Origin of the sequence: Stenotrophomonas sp. (genome assembly GCF_032099025.1) — a bacterium.
GTDB lineage: Bacteria > Pseudomonadota > Gammaproteobacteria > Xanthomonadales > Xanthomonadaceae > Stenotrophomonas.
The window spans coordinates 149,040-163,795 of record NZ_DAMCID010000003.1; the positions used below are offsets into that span (position 1 = coordinate 149,040).

At 68.8% G+C, this 14,756-nt stretch carries 15 protein-coding genes; 8 read left to right on the plus strand and 7 right to left on the minus strand.

All coding sequences use genetic code 11. The features are described 5' to 3' along the window. Positions 1 to 2: 2 nt before the first annotated feature. The 3 genes from RT456_RS03930 to RT456_RS03940 all read left to right on the plus strand — a co-directional run bounded on the left by RT456_RS03930 (position 3) and on the right by RT456_RS03940 (position 3,042). Positions 3 to 299 carry a DUF2388 domain-containing protein gene (locus RT456_RS03930; protein ID WP_313342779.1) on the plus strand — a complete coding sequence of 99 codons (297 nt, stop codon included), beginning with the start codon at positions 3 to 5 and terminating at the stop codon, positions 297 to 299. Next, positions 299 to 2,089, plus strand: coding sequence for a DUF4105 domain-containing protein (locus RT456_RS03935; protein WP_313342782.1), 1,791 nt, complete (start codon positions 299 to 301; stop codon positions 2,087 to 2,089). Before RT456_RS03930 ends, RT456_RS03935 begins: the two co-directional genes overlap by 1 nt. A 218-nt stretch (positions 2,090 to 2,307) precedes the next feature. After that, entirely contained in the window at positions 2,308 to 3,042 is a 735-nt protein-coding gene (locus tag RT456_RS03940; protein WP_313342784.1) for an MliC family protein, read from the plus strand. A 21-nt stretch (positions 3,043 to 3,063) separates the two neighbouring features. Here RT456_RS03940 and RT456_RS03945 read toward each other — a convergent pair whose 3' ends face one another. The 7 genes from RT456_RS03945 to RT456_RS03975 all read right to left on the minus strand — a co-directional run bounded on the left by RT456_RS03945 (position 3,064) and on the right by RT456_RS03975 (position 9,865). Continuing rightward, complete coding sequence (locus tag RT456_RS03945; protein WP_313342787.1) at positions 3,064 to 3,612, minus strand: hypothetical protein; 549 nt, start codon at positions 3,610 to 3,612, stop codon at positions 3,064 to 3,066. A gap of 2 nt (positions 3,613 to 3,614) precedes the next feature. After that, positions 3,615 to 4,181, minus strand: coding sequence for an elongation factor P-like protein YeiP (gene yeiP, locus RT456_RS03950; protein ID WP_313342790.1), 567 nt, complete (start codon positions 4,179 to 4,181; stop codon positions 3,615 to 3,617). A gap of 38 nt (positions 4,182 to 4,219) precedes the next feature. Further along, on the minus strand, positions 4,220 to 4,990 hold the full coding sequence (locus RT456_RS03955) for an SDR family NAD(P)-dependent oxidoreductase (protein ID WP_313342792.1): 771 nt from the start codon (positions 4,988 to 4,990) through the stop codon (positions 4,220 to 4,222). A gap of 78 nt (positions 4,991 to 5,068) precedes the next feature. Then, positions 5,069 to 7,633, minus strand: a complete 2,565-nt coding sequence (locus tag RT456_RS03960) for an EAL domain-containing protein (protein ID WP_313342794.1) — start codon at positions 7,631 to 7,633, stop codon at positions 5,069 to 5,071. Beyond that, entirely contained in the window at positions 7,630 to 8,523 is an 894-nt protein-coding gene (locus RT456_RS03965; protein ID WP_313342797.1) for a hydroxymethylglutaryl-CoA lyase, read from the minus strand. The genes RT456_RS03960 and RT456_RS03965 overlap by 4 nt, the downstream gene beginning before the upstream one ends. A gap of 156 nt (positions 8,524 to 8,679) precedes the next feature. Further along, entirely contained in the window at positions 8,680 to 9,066 is a 387-nt protein-coding gene (locus RT456_RS03970) for a VOC family protein (RefSeq protein WP_313342800.1), read from the minus strand. A 10-nt stretch (positions 9,067 to 9,076) separates the two neighbouring features. Next, positions 9,077 to 9,865, minus strand: coding sequence for an enoyl-CoA hydratase-related protein (locus RT456_RS03975; protein WP_313342802.1), 789 nt, complete (start codon positions 9,863 to 9,865; stop codon positions 9,077 to 9,079). 117 nt (positions 9,866 to 9,982) lie between these two features. Here RT456_RS03975 and RT456_RS03980 point away from each other — a divergent pair, with 117 nt between their 5' ends. From RT456_RS03980 to carA, 5 genes are all read left to right on the plus strand, one after another. Further along, on the plus strand, positions 9,983 to 10,237 hold the full coding sequence (locus RT456_RS03980; protein WP_093536239.1) for a FeoA family protein: 255 nt from the start codon (positions 9,983 to 9,985) through the stop codon (positions 10,235 to 10,237). After that, positions 10,234 to 12,093, plus strand: coding sequence for a ferrous iron transport protein B (feoB, locus tag RT456_RS03985; RefSeq protein ID WP_313342810.1), 1,860 nt, complete (start codon positions 10,234 to 10,236; stop codon positions 12,091 to 12,093). The genes RT456_RS03980 and feoB overlap by 4 nt, the downstream gene beginning before the upstream one ends. Continuing rightward, positions 12,093 to 12,347, plus strand: coding sequence for a DUF6587 family protein (locus RT456_RS03990; protein WP_313342812.1), 255 nt, complete (start codon positions 12,093 to 12,095; stop codon positions 12,345 to 12,347). The genes feoB and RT456_RS03990 overlap by 1 nt, the downstream gene beginning before the upstream one ends. A 315-nt stretch (positions 12,348 to 12,662) precedes the next feature. Continuing rightward, positions 12,663 to 13,391: a 4-hydroxy-tetrahydrodipicolinate reductase gene (dapB, locus tag RT456_RS03995; protein ID WP_313342814.1), complete on the plus strand. Its 729-nt coding sequence runs from the start codon at positions 12,663 to 12,665 to the stop codon at positions 13,389 to 13,391. A 226-nt stretch (positions 13,392 to 13,617) separates the two neighbouring features. Continuing rightward, positions 13,618 to 14,748 (plus strand): glutamine-hydrolyzing carbamoyl-phosphate synthase small subunit, encoded by a 1,131-nt coding sequence (carA, locus tag RT456_RS04000; protein WP_313342815.1) that lies wholly within the window; start codon positions 13,618 to 13,620, stop codon positions 14,746 to 14,748. Positions 14,749 to 14,756: the final 8 nt, after the last annotated feature.

Below are 14,756 nucleotides of genomic sequence, written 5' to 3' on the forward strand. Positions count from 1 at the left end.
ACATGATGCGATCGATCCTGCTCCTCGCCGTGCTTGCGCTGCCGCTGTCCGCCGTCGCGTCCAGCTTCGCCGGTTCTTCGGCCGGTTCCGCCTCCGGCGCGTCGTCGGCCGGGTCGTCCAGCTCGGACGACGACAAGGTGGTGGTCGACGCCCGCGAAGATGCGGCCGCATTCGTGGCCACCGACGGTGCCATCCGCGGTGCCCGCCTGGAGGCCGCGCTGCTGCACCTGCGTGAAACCGGCGCCGCCCAGCGCGATGCCAGCGACATGCAGCTCGCCCAGGCCCTGCTGGCCCGCTGATGCAACCCCGCCGCCGGGCCCTGCGCCGATGCGCGGCGGTCTTGGCGGCGTTGCTGTCCGCCCCGGCCGCCCATGCCGCCCTGAAGCTGCAGTTGCAGGCGGACGGTCTCGACCCCGAGCAGGTCGCGAAGGCCAACGCCGTGCTGGACGCGGCGCCCGCGCTGTTACCTGCGTCCTGGCAGGCACGCTTCGCCGCTCCCGTAACGCTGTCATGGTCGGATCGGCTCCCCGATACCGTGCATGGTCGTGCCCGGCACGGTGCCATCACCCTGCGGCGCAGCCTGCTTGACGAGGTCCAGCCCGGCCAGCCGTTGCCGCGTGCGGTGCAGGCCGCGCTGATCCATGAGTTGACCCATGTGCTGGATCGCGCCCCCGGCGGCGGGTGGTCGTACAGCGCACGCTGGCGTGACCTGGCCGGCTGGCAGCGGCGTCCGTGGCGGCTGGGCCGCGGCGCGAATGCGTTCACCGACCGCAGCCCCGATCCCTACGAACGGCACAGCCCGGCCGAGTACCTGGCGGTCAATGCCGAGCACTACCTGCTTGATGCCAACTATGCCTGCCGGCGCCCGGCACTGGCGGCGTGGTTTGCCGACCACATCGGGGCCAGGCCGCAGTCGGCGTGCGACCCGCGCGTGGCGCTGGTGCAGGCGGGCGATGTCACCGGCGAGGCCTCGCTGCTGGAACTGGATCCGCAGCGGGTGTACGCGGTGGATTACCTGCTGGCCGAAGGCAACGACCAACTGATGAGCCGCTGGGGCCACAGCATGCTGCGGTTGGTGATCTGTGCCCCCGGACGGCCACGCGGTCCGGGGTGCCGGCTGGATCTGGCCCACCACCGGGTGTTGTCGTTCCGTGCCTTCGTCGGCGATGTGCAGATTTCAAGTTGGCGCGGCCTCACCGGCGCGTATCCATCGCGCTTGTTCGTGCTGCCGCTCAACCAGGTCATCAACGAATACACCCAGTTGGAGCTGCGCGGCCTGGTGTCGGTACCGCTGGCGTTGCAGCCGGGCGACATCGCCACGCTGCTGGAGCGGGTAGGGCAGGTGCATTGGAGCTATGACGGGCGGTACCGATTCGTGAGCAACAACTGCGCGGTGGAAACCGGCAAGTTGCTGCAGGAAGGCGTGCCGCGTTGGGCCGACCCTGGGCTGAACCGGCTCAGCCCGAGTGGCCTGCTCCGTCGGCTGGAGCGGCAGGGGCGTGCGGATGGCGCAGTGTTGGAGGATCGGCGCGAGGCCATGCGGTTGGGCTACTACTTTCCGTCGGCGCAGGCGCATTACCAGCAGCTGTTCGATGTGGCGCGCGCGGAACTGGTGCTCCCGACCGCGCAGGTCACCGCGTGGCTGCAGCTGCCCGCCGCGCAGCGCGCGGCATGGGCCGAACGCGGCGGCTTGCGCGCCACCTCGGCGCTGTTGCTGCTGGAGCAGGCAGCGCGCAACCGGGAAGAGCTGCGGGCGCGCGACGGGTTGAAGCGTGCGTTGGAGGGTTCAGGCGCCGGCGAGGATGCGGCGCTCGCGTCGCTGCGCGCACTGCTGGACGACGCGGGGCAACTGGTGAATCCGGCAGGGCTGGTTGGCAGCAATGGGTATGGCTTGCCGACGGCGGAAGAGCGGGTCATCGCTGCCGACGCCACACGCCAGATCAGCGCGCGCGGCATCCCGGCGTGGACGGCGCTGCAGGCGCAGTTGCGCGCGCAGCTGCCGGCGCACGAGCAGCAGGAGCTGGCGACGATCGACGAAACGCTGAACCGTCTGGGCAACCGCATGCGCCAGCTCGCGCGCGCACCGTAGAGCCACGCCCTGCGTGGCTGCGCGGTGCCCGGCGAAAAACAGCCACGCATGGCGTGGCTCTACGGGATTTCAGCGTAATCGTCCTGTGCACGTAACGGTTCGTAGAGACACGCCATGCGTGTCCACCGCGCGACGCGGCGCCGCAGGCGTTTCACCCCCGCTAACACGGCGGGCGCTAGCATCTCCGGTTGAACCAGAACATCGGCAAGGAGTCGAACATGCGTGCATCTCCCTTGATTTCCAGCCTGGCCATCGCCGCCGCCCTGGCGGCGTGCCAGCCGGCACAACAGGCCGGGGGCACACCGCCCGGCGCCAGCCCCGCCGGGAATGAAGTGGCGCCGCCCGCGGCCGCGCCCACCTCCGACGAACGCGTCTATGCCTTCCAGTGCGGTGATCTTGCCGTGCAGGCAACCTATCGCGGACAGGACGCCGCGACCCTGGTGGCGGGCAACCGCACCTTCGCGATGGCCAACGAAGTGGCGGCCTCCGGCGCCAGGTACGGCGACGGGCAGGGCAACACCTTCTGGACCAAGGGCACCACCGAGGGCACGCTCTCGCTCAAGGGTGAGCCTGAGCGTGCCTGCACCGGTTCCGGGAAGGAAGGCGAGGTCGTGGCGGCCGCCGCTCCCGTTGCCGCGACGGCCTTCCGTGCCACCGGCAACGAGCCCGGCTGGTTGGCCCAGGTAAGCGCGGGCGACGCTCCCCGTCTCCACGTGGAGACCGGCTACGGCGAACAGACGTTCGAGGTTGCCTCGCCCACCCAGGGCAAGGACGGCTGGTCAGGCAAGGCCGCCGATGGCACCGACATCAAGCTCAGTTTCCAGCGCACCGTCTGCCAGGACACCATGAGCGGGCAGGGATTCGGTGCCACGGTGATGCTGACGGTGGGGGCACGCCAGTACCACGGGTGCGGCGACTTCGCGGGTGCGCCGTCGCTGGCCGAGCGTCCCTGAGCGGGGCGACCGCAAGCGAGCTCAGTCCTGTGCGCGGCACGGGTCCGGCGCGACCAGGGTGAACAGGTCGTAGCGGTTGCCGATGTTGATGAGCGCGCCGCGGAGGGAGCAGTCATCGCGGTGCTGCTCGAACAGGTCGGCGAACTGCTGTTCGCGCCCGTCGCAGAATTCCGCGCTCGCCTGTTCCAGCTCACGGCGGCGCGCCTCGTCATAGGCTTCTTCACCGGCAAAATGCTGGCAGGTGTTCTCGCGCGCCAGGAAGGCGCGGACATCCGCAGGCACGCTGCAGTAGACGCGGATGTCGTCCAGATCGTAGACATCGTCGGACACCTCGCAGCCGGCATCGGCACGGGCACGTTGCAGTGCGTCGAATGGGTCGGGCGTATCGGCCACCGCCGCCGCGTCCTGTGCGGGCGCAGCCGCGCTGACCGCAGCCACGTCCGTTGCCGGAGGCACTGGGTCAGCGGCGCTGGCGTCCACGTGCTGGTCGGCTGCCCGCGGCGAACACGCCGCGAGCAGGACGAGCAGGGCCGTGGTGCAGGCAGCCACCCATGGGGTGGCGCTACGCACGGTCAATCGGCGCGACCGGCGAATTCGCCGGTGGCGGTGTTGACCAGCACGCGTTCGCCGTTGGAGATGTACTCCGGCACCATGATTTCGAGGCCGGTGCTGAGCCTGGCCGGCTTCGGGCGCTTGGTGGCGGTGCCACCCTTCAGCTCGGGCGGGGTCTCGACCACTTCCAGCACCACGCTGCTCGGCATCTGCACGGCCACCGGCTGGTCGTCGATGACCTGCACGTAGATGCCGGTCAGTCCGTCGGTGATGTAACCGGCGTCGTCGCCGATGACATCGGCATCCAGGGTGTAGGGCGTGTAATCCTCATCGTCCATGAAGACGAACGCATCGCCGTCCTTGTACGAATAGGTGGACTGGCGGCGCAGCAGCTCGACTTCCGGCAGATTGTCGTCGGCGTCGAAGCTGGCGTCGAGCTTGTTGCCGCCCGGCACGCTGTACATGATGAAGCGGAAGCGGACGTTGCCGCCGCGGCCCTGTGGCGAGCTGCGCTCGATGTCGCGGATCTGGTAAACGCCGCCGTTGTATTCGACGACGTTGCCTTTCTTGATGTCGTTGGCTTTCATGGGAATGAAGGTCGGTTCGTGGGAGGTAGGGTGCTTGCTTACTTGGGTGCCAGGCGCACGGCACCGTCCAGGCGGATGGTTTCGCCATTGAGGTAGGTGTTGCCGAGGATGTGTCCGACCAGGCTGGCGAAGTCGTCCGGCTTGCCCAGGCGGGGCGGGAACGGAATCGAGGCGGCCAGCGACTCCTGCACGGCCGGCGGCATGCCGTCGACCATCGGGGTCCAGAAGATGCCCGGCGCGATGGTCATCACGCGGATGCCGAAACGCGACAGTTCGCGGGCCATCGGCAGGGTCATGCTGACCACGCCACCCTTGGACGCGGCGTAGGCGGCCTGGCCGATCTGGCCTTCGTACGCGGCCACGCTGGCGGTGTTGATGATCACGCCGCGCTCGCCGTCTTCGCCGGGCGTGTTGTGCTGCATGCGGTTGGCGGCGGCCTTGGCGACGTTGAAGCTGCCCACCAGGTTGACCATGATCGTGTTCTGGAACGTGGACAGCGCCATCGGCGCCTCCTTGCCCAGCACGCGGCCGGCACCGAGGATGCCGGCGCAGCTGACCACGGCATTGAGGCCGCCCAGGAAGTCGTGCGCGGCATCGATCTGCGTGGCCACGGCGGCCTCGTCGCTGACGTTGGTGCTGAAGTAGCGGGCATTGGCCTCGCCCAGGTCGGCCACGGCGGCCGCACCCTTGTCGTCATTGAGGTCGAACAGGGCCACCTTGGCGCCCTGGCCGACCAGGAACTGGGCGACGGACAGGCCAAGGCCGGAAACGCCGCCGGTGACAACGGCGCGGACAGAAGACAGCTGCATTGCACGATCCCGCTGGTTCAAGAGCCGCCGATTCTAGCGGATGCCGGCGCGTTCGCCGTTGTGCAGCGCGTGCAGGGCTCAGTGGCGCGGCGCCAGCCGCCGGGCAAACTCGTCCGGGGCCAGGCCAGGCGCGAACAGGAAGCCCTGGCCGACCGTCACGCCCATGCCATGCAGGAACCGCCGCTGCTCCTCCGATTCGATGCCTTCGGCGACCAGGCCCAGCCCCAGGCTGCGTGCGATGCCGCATACCGCCTCGCAGACGGCCACGTCCGATCGGTTGCCCGGCACGCCCTCGACGAACAGCTGGCTGAGCTTGAGCCCGTGGATCGGCAGCCGGCGCAGGTAGTTGAGCGCGCTGTAGCCTTCGCCGAAGTCGTCGATGGTCAGCAGCACCCCCATTTCGCGCAGCCGGGCGAAGGTCTGCAGGGTGTCCGGCGCGTCTTCGATCAGCACCCGCTCGGTGAATTCCAGTTCCAGCGCGCTCCCGGGCAGGCCGTACTGGTCCAGTGCCTGGCGCACGTTGCGCGCCAGGTCCTCGCCCACGAACTGGCGGTAGGAGACGTTGACCGCGACCCGCACGATGCCCAGCCCCGCATCCTGCCACTGGCGGACCTGCCGGCAGGCTTCGTTCAACACCCACAGCCCGATGCGCACGATGTCGCCGGTACTTTCGGCATGGCCGATGAAGATGTCCGGGCGCAGCTCGCCCAGCTGTGTGTTGCGCCAGCGGATCAGGGCCTCGGCGGCCACCATCTGGCCGGTGTGCAGGTTCACCTGTGGCTGGTAGACCAGATGGAACTCGTCGTCGTCCAGCGCGCGGTGCAGCTTGCTTTCGATCTGCAGCCGATCGTGCTGGCGCTGCGCCAGTTCGGGTGAGAACACCTGCCAGCCGTTGCGGGTGCGGCGTTTGCAGTCGTACATGGCGATGTCGGCGTTCTGGATCAGCTGCTGCGGGCGCAGCCCGTCCTGCGGGGCCCGCGCGATGCCGATGCTGGTGGTCACGGCGAACTCGTCGCTGCCGAAGCGGAACGGGGTGGAGAAGGCGTGGGTGATCGCCTCGGCCAGGCGCTCGGGCTGGTCCGGCTGGTCGCGGGTGTCGCACACCACCAGGAACTCGTCGCCGCCGAAGCGGGCCACCAGCCCTTCGGTACCGATCGCGGTGGAGATGCGGCGGGTGGCATCGATCAGCAGTTCGTCGCCGGCGTTGTGGCCGAGCAGGTCGTTGACGGTCTTGAACCGGTCCAGGTCGATGTACAGCACCCCCACCCGGCAGTGGGTGGGGCTGGCCATGCGCGTGGCCAGGTCGGTCAGCACCGCATCGCGGTTCATGATGCCGGTGAGTGGATCGGTGCGCGCCTGGATGCGCAGGGTTTCTTCGGCATGCTTGCGCGAGGTGATGTCCTGCACGGTGCCCGCGATGCGCGCGGCATTGACGTCGCCGGCCTCGGCCTCGCCGATCATGCGCACCCAGAACGAATGCCCGTCGCTGCGTTGCCCCTGCAGTTCCAGCTCGAACGGTGCCTGGCGGTCGATCACATCCAGCAGCGCCTGCTGCAGCTGGGAGCGGTCGTCCAGGCGCAGGCACTCCATCAGGTGCGCCATGTCCTGCAGCGGCGGTTCCTGGCCGAGGATGCGCGCGGCCTCATCGGTGAGGTACAGGCGCTGCAGGCCCCGGTCCCATTCCCAGCCGCCGATGTGGGCCAGCGACTGCGCGCGGTCGAACAGGGTGTTGTTGCGCTTGAGCTCGGTGATGTCGCTGAACAGCCCGAACACGTGGTCGGGCGTATCGCGGCCGGTGCCGTACACGGGCACGTTGGTGGTGGAGATCCAGATCATCCGCCCGCGCGGGCGGTGGTACAGGCCCACGATCGTGCTCCGTACGATGCGCCCGCGGTGCAACGCCTCACTGGCCGGCCACTGTTCGCGGGTCAGCGGGTGGCCGTGCTCGTCCACGCTGATCCAGTCCTCGGCTGCCAGCAGCGCCTTCAGGCTGCCGCCGTTGCCCTGGGTGCCCAGGATGCGGTGCGCGGCCGGGTTGGCCGACACCACGTGCAGGTTGCGGTCGAACAGGATCACGCCCTTGTCGATGGATTCCATCAGCAGCCGGTAGCGCGATTCGGCCTGCCAGCGGCTGCTCAGGTCGCGCGCCACCGCCACGATGCAGTGCTCGTCCTGGTGTTCGAACCCGGCCGAATGCACCTCCACCGGAAACCGGCTGCCGTCGCCGCGCATGTTGGTGACCTCGATGACGTAGGTCTCCCCGCGCCGAAGCGCTTCCCAGACCGGGTCCAGGTGGTCGCTGGGCAGGTCCGGGTTCAACAGCTCGATGGGCTGGCCAATGATGTCTTCGCGGGCCCGGCCGTAGGCGCGCACGCCGGCCTTGTTGAGGTCCAGCACCACCCCCGATTCGCTGAGGATGCTCACCGGGTCGGGCACCGCATCGAACAGCGCGGTGTAGCGCCGCAGCGCCAGCTGGCGTTCGTCCATCGCCTCCTGCAGGGCCTGCTGCACGTTGCGAAGCAGGCCGTGCACGTCTTCGCCGGGCGGCTGCGCCAGCGCCTGCTGCAGGGCCGCCAGCGCATGCACGTGCGCGGTGAGGTGGTCACCGACCGCTGCATCCTTGCGCGGGCGGCGTCGACTCATGTGGCGGCCAGTGCCTTTCCCGCCTTGCTGCCGGTTTCGCGACCGAGCAGGGCGGCGAGCCAGCGGCCGGTCGCGGCCAATGCGGGAAGGTCGATGCCGGTCTGCATGCCAATGCCCTGCAGCAGGTACACCACGTCCTCGCTGGCGACGTTGCCGCTGGCGCCCTTGGCGTACGGGCAACCGCCGGCCCCGGACACGGCCGAATCGACCACGCGCACGCCTTCCTCCAGGCACGCATCGATGTTGGCCAGGGCCTGGCCGTAGGTGTCATGGAAGTGCACGGCCAACGCCGTCATCGGCACTTCGGCGGCGACCGCATGCAGCATGGCCCGCGCCTTGCGCGGCGTGCCCACCCCGATGGTGTCGCCCAGCGAGATTTCGTAACACCCCATCCTGTGCAGCGCGCGCGCCACGCGGACCACCTCGCTGACCGGCACGTCGCCCTGGTAGGGGCAGCCGAGCACGGTGGATACATAGCCGCGCACCTTCACTCCGTCGGCGCGGGCGCGTTCGAGGATCGGGGCGAAGCGGGCCAGCGATTCGTCGATGCCTGCGTTGGTGTTGGTGCGGTTGAAGGTCTCCGACGCGGCGGTGAACACCGCCACTTCCTGTACGCCCACCGCGCGGGCGCGGTCGTAGCCCTGTTCGTTGGGCACCAGCACCGGATAGGCGATGCCGGGCATCCGCTCGATCCCGGTGTAGACCTCGGCCGCATCGGCCAGCTGCGGCACCCAGCGCGGGCTGACGAAGCTGGTGGCTTCAATGGTGCGCAGGCCGGTCAGCGACAGCTGGCGGATCAGCTCGATCTTGTCGGCGGTGGCCACCGGCTGGGCTTCATTCTGCAGCCCATCGCGCGGGCCGACCTCGACGATGCGCACGAAATCATCCATGGCGATGCTCCCCGTGGGTGGGAAGACGCACAGCCTGACGCGGACGGGTGGGGGATGGGGTCACGGAAGTTCCTGGCGACGTGGAGCGGCCCAGGTTTCCCTGTGGGCCATGAAAGGGGGATACGCGGGATGGGCGGCAAAGCGGCCAGCCCACCGTCAGGTGGGGCGGTGGCAGACCGCTTCGACATTGTTGCCGTCCGGATCCAGCACGAACGCCCCGTAGTAGTCGGGGTGGTAGTGCTCGCGGATGCCGGGCGCGCCGTTGTCGCGGCCGCCAGCGGCCAGCGCGGCGCGGTGGAACGCATCCACCTCGTCCCGGCTGCCGGCACTGAAGGCCACGTGCACGCCGCCATGGGCACCGGGCGCGTTGCCGATCCAGAAATCCGGCTTGCCGGTACGGCCGAACCCGGCGTGGGCGTCGGCGCCGGTCTGTTCGGCGGTGACCTCCATCACCACGCGGATGCCCAAGGGAGCCAGCGCCTGCTGGTAGAAGGCCAGGCTGCGCGCGAAATCGCTGCAGCGGATACCGATGTGGTCGAGCATGGGAGGTCCTTCAGTCCTGGGTAACCCAATGAGGGGCGCGCTTGTCCAGGAAGGCACCCAGGCCCTCCTGACCTTCGTCGGACACCCGCAGGCGGGCGATCAGCGCGGCATTGTCGCGGTCGGTTGCGTCGCGATCGCGAGCGATCGTGACCCGGCGCACCAGCTCCTTGGCCGACGACGAGGCGATCGGGCCGGCCTTGTCGAGCAGGCCGAGCTGGCGCTGGACCGCTTCGTCGATCCGTTCAGGTTCGATCAGCTGGTGGACCAGGCCGATCCGCAGCGCGGTGTCGGCGTCGAAATGCTCACCGGTGGCGAACCAGCGCCGGGCCTGGCGCTGGCCGATCGCGTCGATCACGTAGGGGGAGATCACGGCCGGCAGCAGGCCCAGCCGGCTTTCGGTCAGGCCGAAGCGGGCGGTGGTGCTGGCAATGGCGATATCGCAGCAGGCCACCAGGCCGACCCCGCCGCCAAACGCCGCCCCGTGCACCCGCGCGATGGTGGGCTTGGGCAGTTCATCCAGGGTACGCATCAGCCGGGCCAGCGCCATCGAGTCCTGGCGGTTGTCTTCCTCGCTGGCCGCGGCCATGCCGCGCATCCATTGCATGTCGGCACCGGCCGAGAACGAGGCGCCGGTGGCGGCCAGCACCACCGCACGGACCTGCTCGTCGCGGCCGGCCGCTTCCAGCCCCGCCGTGAGCTGGGCGATCAGCCCGGCGTCGAAGGCGTTGTGCAGGGTGGGGCGGTTCAGCCACAGGGTCAGCACGGCCGCGCTGCGTTCAATCCGTAAAGCGTCACTCATCGGGGACCTGCGCCTGCTCCATACATGTATGGATCATAGCGGGCCATGGGGCCCGGGCCATGACGCGACGCGGCGATGCTAGAATTGATAACCATTCTTATCGACCGAAGGCGACCTGTGACGTTGTCCGATCTGCCGCTGCACGGCTCCGCTCTGGTGGAATCGGTGCGCGACCTCCATGCAAACGACGCCATCGCCCGCCGGCTCAGGGAACTGGGTTTCGTCAAAGGTGAAGATGTGCGTCTGGTAGCCCGTGGTCCGATCGGCGGCGAACCGCTGCTGGTGCAGGTCGGGTTCACCCGGTTCGCGCTGCGGATTTCCGAAGCCAAGCGCATCGACATCACCGCGGTTGCAGACGGAGCGGCCGCATGAGCGCCGCCGCCACCCTGCGCATCGCCCTGGTCGGCAACCCCAACAGCGGCAAGACCGCGCTGTTCAACCAGCTCACCGGCAGTCGCCAGAAGGTGGCCAATTACACCGGTGTCACGGTGGAACGCAAGGAAGGCCGCCTGCGCGCGCCGTCCGGGCGCGAGTTCGCCGTGCTGGATCTGCCGGGCGCCTACAGCCTGCAGCCGGCCAGCCTGGACGAGGCGATCACCCGCGACCTGTGCCGGGGTTTCTATCCCGGCGAGGCCGCGCCGGACGTGCTGCTGTGCGTGATCGACGCCACCAACCTGCGCCTGCATCTGCGCTTCGCGCTGGAACTGCGCGAGCTGGGCAAGCCGATGATCGTGGCGCTGAACATGGTGGATGCGGCCGAGCGCCGCGGCATCAAGATCGACGTACCGGCGCTGGAACAGGCGCTGGGCGTGCCGGTGGTGGAAACCGTGGCGGTGCGCCGCAACGGCGCGCAGGCGCTGGTGGAACGGCTGGACGCGATGGTGCCGCACCTGGATGCCCCGCTGGTGGCGGCTGTGGCCGGGGAAGCGGACTACCACGCCCAGGTGCGCGGCATCCTCGCCGCCGCGGTCAGCATGCCCACCCGTACCGCGAAGATCGACGACGCGCTGGACCGCTGGCTGCTGCACCCGGTATTCGGGCTGATCACCCTGGTGGTGGTGATGTTCCTGATCTTCCAGGCGGTGTTCGCCTGGGCCACACCGATGATGGACGGCATCGAGGCCGGCTTCGGCTGGCTGGGCGAGGTGGTGGGCGCCAACCTGCCCCCGGGCCCGCTGACCAGCCTGCTCACCGACGGCATCATCGCCGGCGTGGGCGGGGTGGTGGTGTTCCTGCCGCAGATCCTGATCCTGTTCGCCTTCATCCTGGCGCTGGAGGAATCGGGTTACCTGCCGCGCGCGGCGTTCCTGCTCGACCGCATGATGGCCTCGGCCGGGCTCTCCGGGCGTTCGTTCATCCCGCTGCTGTCCAGCTTCGCCTGCGCGGTTCCCGGCATCATGGCCACCCGCAGCATCCAGGACCCGCGCGACCGCCTGGCTACCATCCTGGTCGCACCGCTGATGACCTGCTCGGCACGCCTGCCGGTGTACGCGCTGCTGATCGGCGCCTTCATTCCGCAGAAGACGCTGTGGGGCTTTGTCAGCCAGCAGGGCCTGGTGCTGTTCGGCCTGTATGCGGCCGGCATCTTCAGCGCACTGGCGATGTCCTGGGTGATGAAGAAGTGGCGTCGCGACAAGAGCGAGCATCCGTTGATGCTGGAGCTGCCGTCCTACCGCATTCCGCATCCGCGTGACCTGGCGGTAGGCCTGTACGAGCGCGGCATGATCTTCCTCAAGCGCGTGGGCGGCATCATCCTCTCGCTGACCATCCTGCTGTGGGTGCTGCTGTCCTTCCCGGGTGCGCCGGAGAACGCCACGATGCCGGCGATCGACTACAGCTTCGCCGGCCAGATCGGCCACGCGATGGCGATCGTCTTCGCCCCGCTGGGCTTCAACTGGCAGATCTGCATCGCGCTGATCCCCGGCATGGGCGCGCGCGAAGTGGCGGTGTCCTCGCTGGCCACCATCTATGCGCTGTCGGCCGCCGACGACGACGCCGCCATCCAGGCGCTGACGCCGGTGGTCGCCCATGGCTGGTCGTTGGCCACCGGGCTGTCGCTGCTGGTGTGGTTCATCTACGCGCCGATGTGCATTTCCACCCTGGCCACGATCAAGCGCGAAACCAACTCCTGGAAGCAGGTTGGCTTCGCCACCTTCTACCTCTTCGCCGCCGCCTACCTGGCGGCGCTGGTCACCTACCAGGTGACCGTGGCGCTGGGCGGCGGCTGATGGCGACCGGCCTGCTGCTGCAGTACATCGTGGTCGCGCTGATCGTCCTGCTCAGCGCCTGGGTAGTGCTGAAAAAGCAGTTTCCAGGCACGGTGCGCAAGGCGCGCGGGGCAATCGCACTAGGCTTGGTGAAACCGCAGCGCGCCACCTGGATGCAGGCGCTGGGCCGAAAGATCGCACCACCCGCTACCGGCGGTGGCGGTGCATGTGGTGGTTGCGACAGTTGTGGGCCGACCACGCCGAAGCAGCATTGACCACGCGACGCGACGCGACCCGGTTTTCGTTTCCGTCATCGAGAAACTGTCGAGGGTGGAGCCGGGGCAGGGTTGCGGGGGTGTGAGCCGCATGGGTCGGGCGTATACGCCCGACGGGTTGGGCAGGAGCCCAACCCCGGTCTTGCCGTGCGCGCAGGACAGCGCGCACGCGCAAGCCGCGACCAAGCCCCGCATGGATGGGTTTACGGCGTCCCCGCAAGCCTGCCCCGGTCCCGCCCAGCCAGATAACAGCGCAGAGCCGATGCTGTTGACGTTGCCCTACCGCTTCGAATGCCTTTCAGCTAGCCTGCGGACATGACTACTCCCCCCCTTCGTTTGCTCATCCACGGCGCGTCCGGTCGCATGGGCCAGGCCCTGCTGCGCCTGGCCGCCGAGCGCGACGACCTGCAGGTCGTTGCCGCCGTTACCCGCCGCTCGCCCGCCCAGCGGGTGGTCGAGGGCGTGCCGCACTTCGCCGCCAGCGAGCTGCACGGTGCGCCGCAGTTCGATGTCGCCATCGACTTCAGCCTGCCGGAGGGCTTTGATCCCGTCCTGGCCCTGTGCGTCGAGCGCGGGGCAGGGCTGGTCTCGGGCACCACCGGTATCACCGAGACCCAGCGCCAGGCCCTGATCCAGGCCGCCGCGCGCATTCCGCTGGTGTGGGCCTCCAACTTCAGCCTGGGCGTGGCCGTGCTCGACGAGCTGGTCGAACGCGCCGCCGCCGCCCTGGCCGGCTGGGACTGCGACATCGTCGAATCGCACCATGTGCACAAGCAGGACGCCCCGTCCGGCACCGCGCTCACGCTGGGTGCCGCCGCCCAGAAGGGCGGCGCCGCGCCGCATTACGCCAGCCTGCGCGCCGGCGACATCGTCGGCGAACATCTGGTCCAGTTCACGGGCCTGGGCGAGCGCATCGAGCTGGTCCACCGCGCCACCAACCGCGACATCTTCGCCCGGGGCGCGCTGTTTGCCGCCCTCCAGCTGAACGGGCGCGCGCCCGGCAGCTACCGTGTGCGGGATCTGGTAGCAGCCAGTCCAACCTGAACAGGCATGCCGGCCACGCCTGAACCCCAGGGTGGCCGGACGCAGCCGTACGCTGGCGATTGCATGCAAACGCTGGCGTCCGAGGGTGCTTGCCTTTACAATTCCCGCTCGCCGAATCACGACAGCCGGACCGGTCCCGCACCGCAGTCCGCGCTTTTTTGCAACCGCTTTTCCGTGAAGCGTGGCGTGACTTCGGTGACCCCTCGGTAGCCAAAGTGAGATTCCCGTGACCCAAGCCGCAATCCTCGTCCTCGAAGACGGCACCGTATTCGAGGGCGAATCCGTAGGCGCGCCCGGCCTGTCCGTCGGTGAGGTGGTGTTCAACACCGCCATGACCGGTTACCAGGAAGTGCTGACTGATCCCTCCTACGCCCGGCAGATGGTCACGCTGACCTACCCGCATATCGGCAACACCGGCATGACCGACCAGGATGACGAGGCCCACAAAGTGTGGTCGGCCGGCCTGATCGTGCGCGATGTACCGCGCCGTCCCAGCAACTGGCGCAGCCAGGTCTCGCTGCAGGACTGGCTGCTGCAGCGTGGCGTGGTCGCCATCTCCGGCATCGACACCCGCAAGTTGACCCGCATCCTGCGCGAGCGCGGCGCCCAGAACGGCGCGCTGATGGCGGGCGATGACATCAACGTGGACATCGCACTGGAAGCCGCACGCAAGTTCCCGGGCCTGAAGGGCATGGACCTGGCCAAGGTGACCAGCACCGACAAGGCCTACAGCTGGAACGAGGGCCAGCTCGACCTGGATTCCAATACGTTCGCCAGCGCCGCCCCCCAGTACAAGGTGGTGGCCTATGACTTCGGCGCCAAGCTCAACATCCTGCGCATGCTGGCCGAACGCGGCTGCGACATCACCGTGGTCCCGGCCCAGACCCCGGCCGCCGACGTGCTGGCGATGAACCCGGACGGCGTGTTCCTGTCCAACGGCCCGGGCGATCCGGAACCGTGCGACTACGCCATCGAGGCGATCAAGGTGTTCCTGGACAAGAAGGTGCCGGTGTTCGGCATCTGCCTGGGCCATCAGCTGCTGGCGCTGGCCTCCGGCGCCAAGACCGTGAAGATGGGTCATGGCCACCACGGTGCCAACCACCCGGTGCAGGACCTGGACGACGGCCGCGTGATGATCACCTCGCAGAATCACGGCTTCGCGGTGGATGAAGCCACGCTGCCGGCCACCCTGCGCGTGACCCACCGGTCGCTGTTCGACGGCACCAACCAGGGCATCGCCCGCACCGACGTGCCGGCGTTCTCCTTCCAGGGCCACCCGGAAGCGTCCCCGGGCCCGCACGACGTGGCCCCGCTGTTCGACCGTTTCATTGCCCTGATGGCGCAGGCCAAGGCCTGATGCGCCAC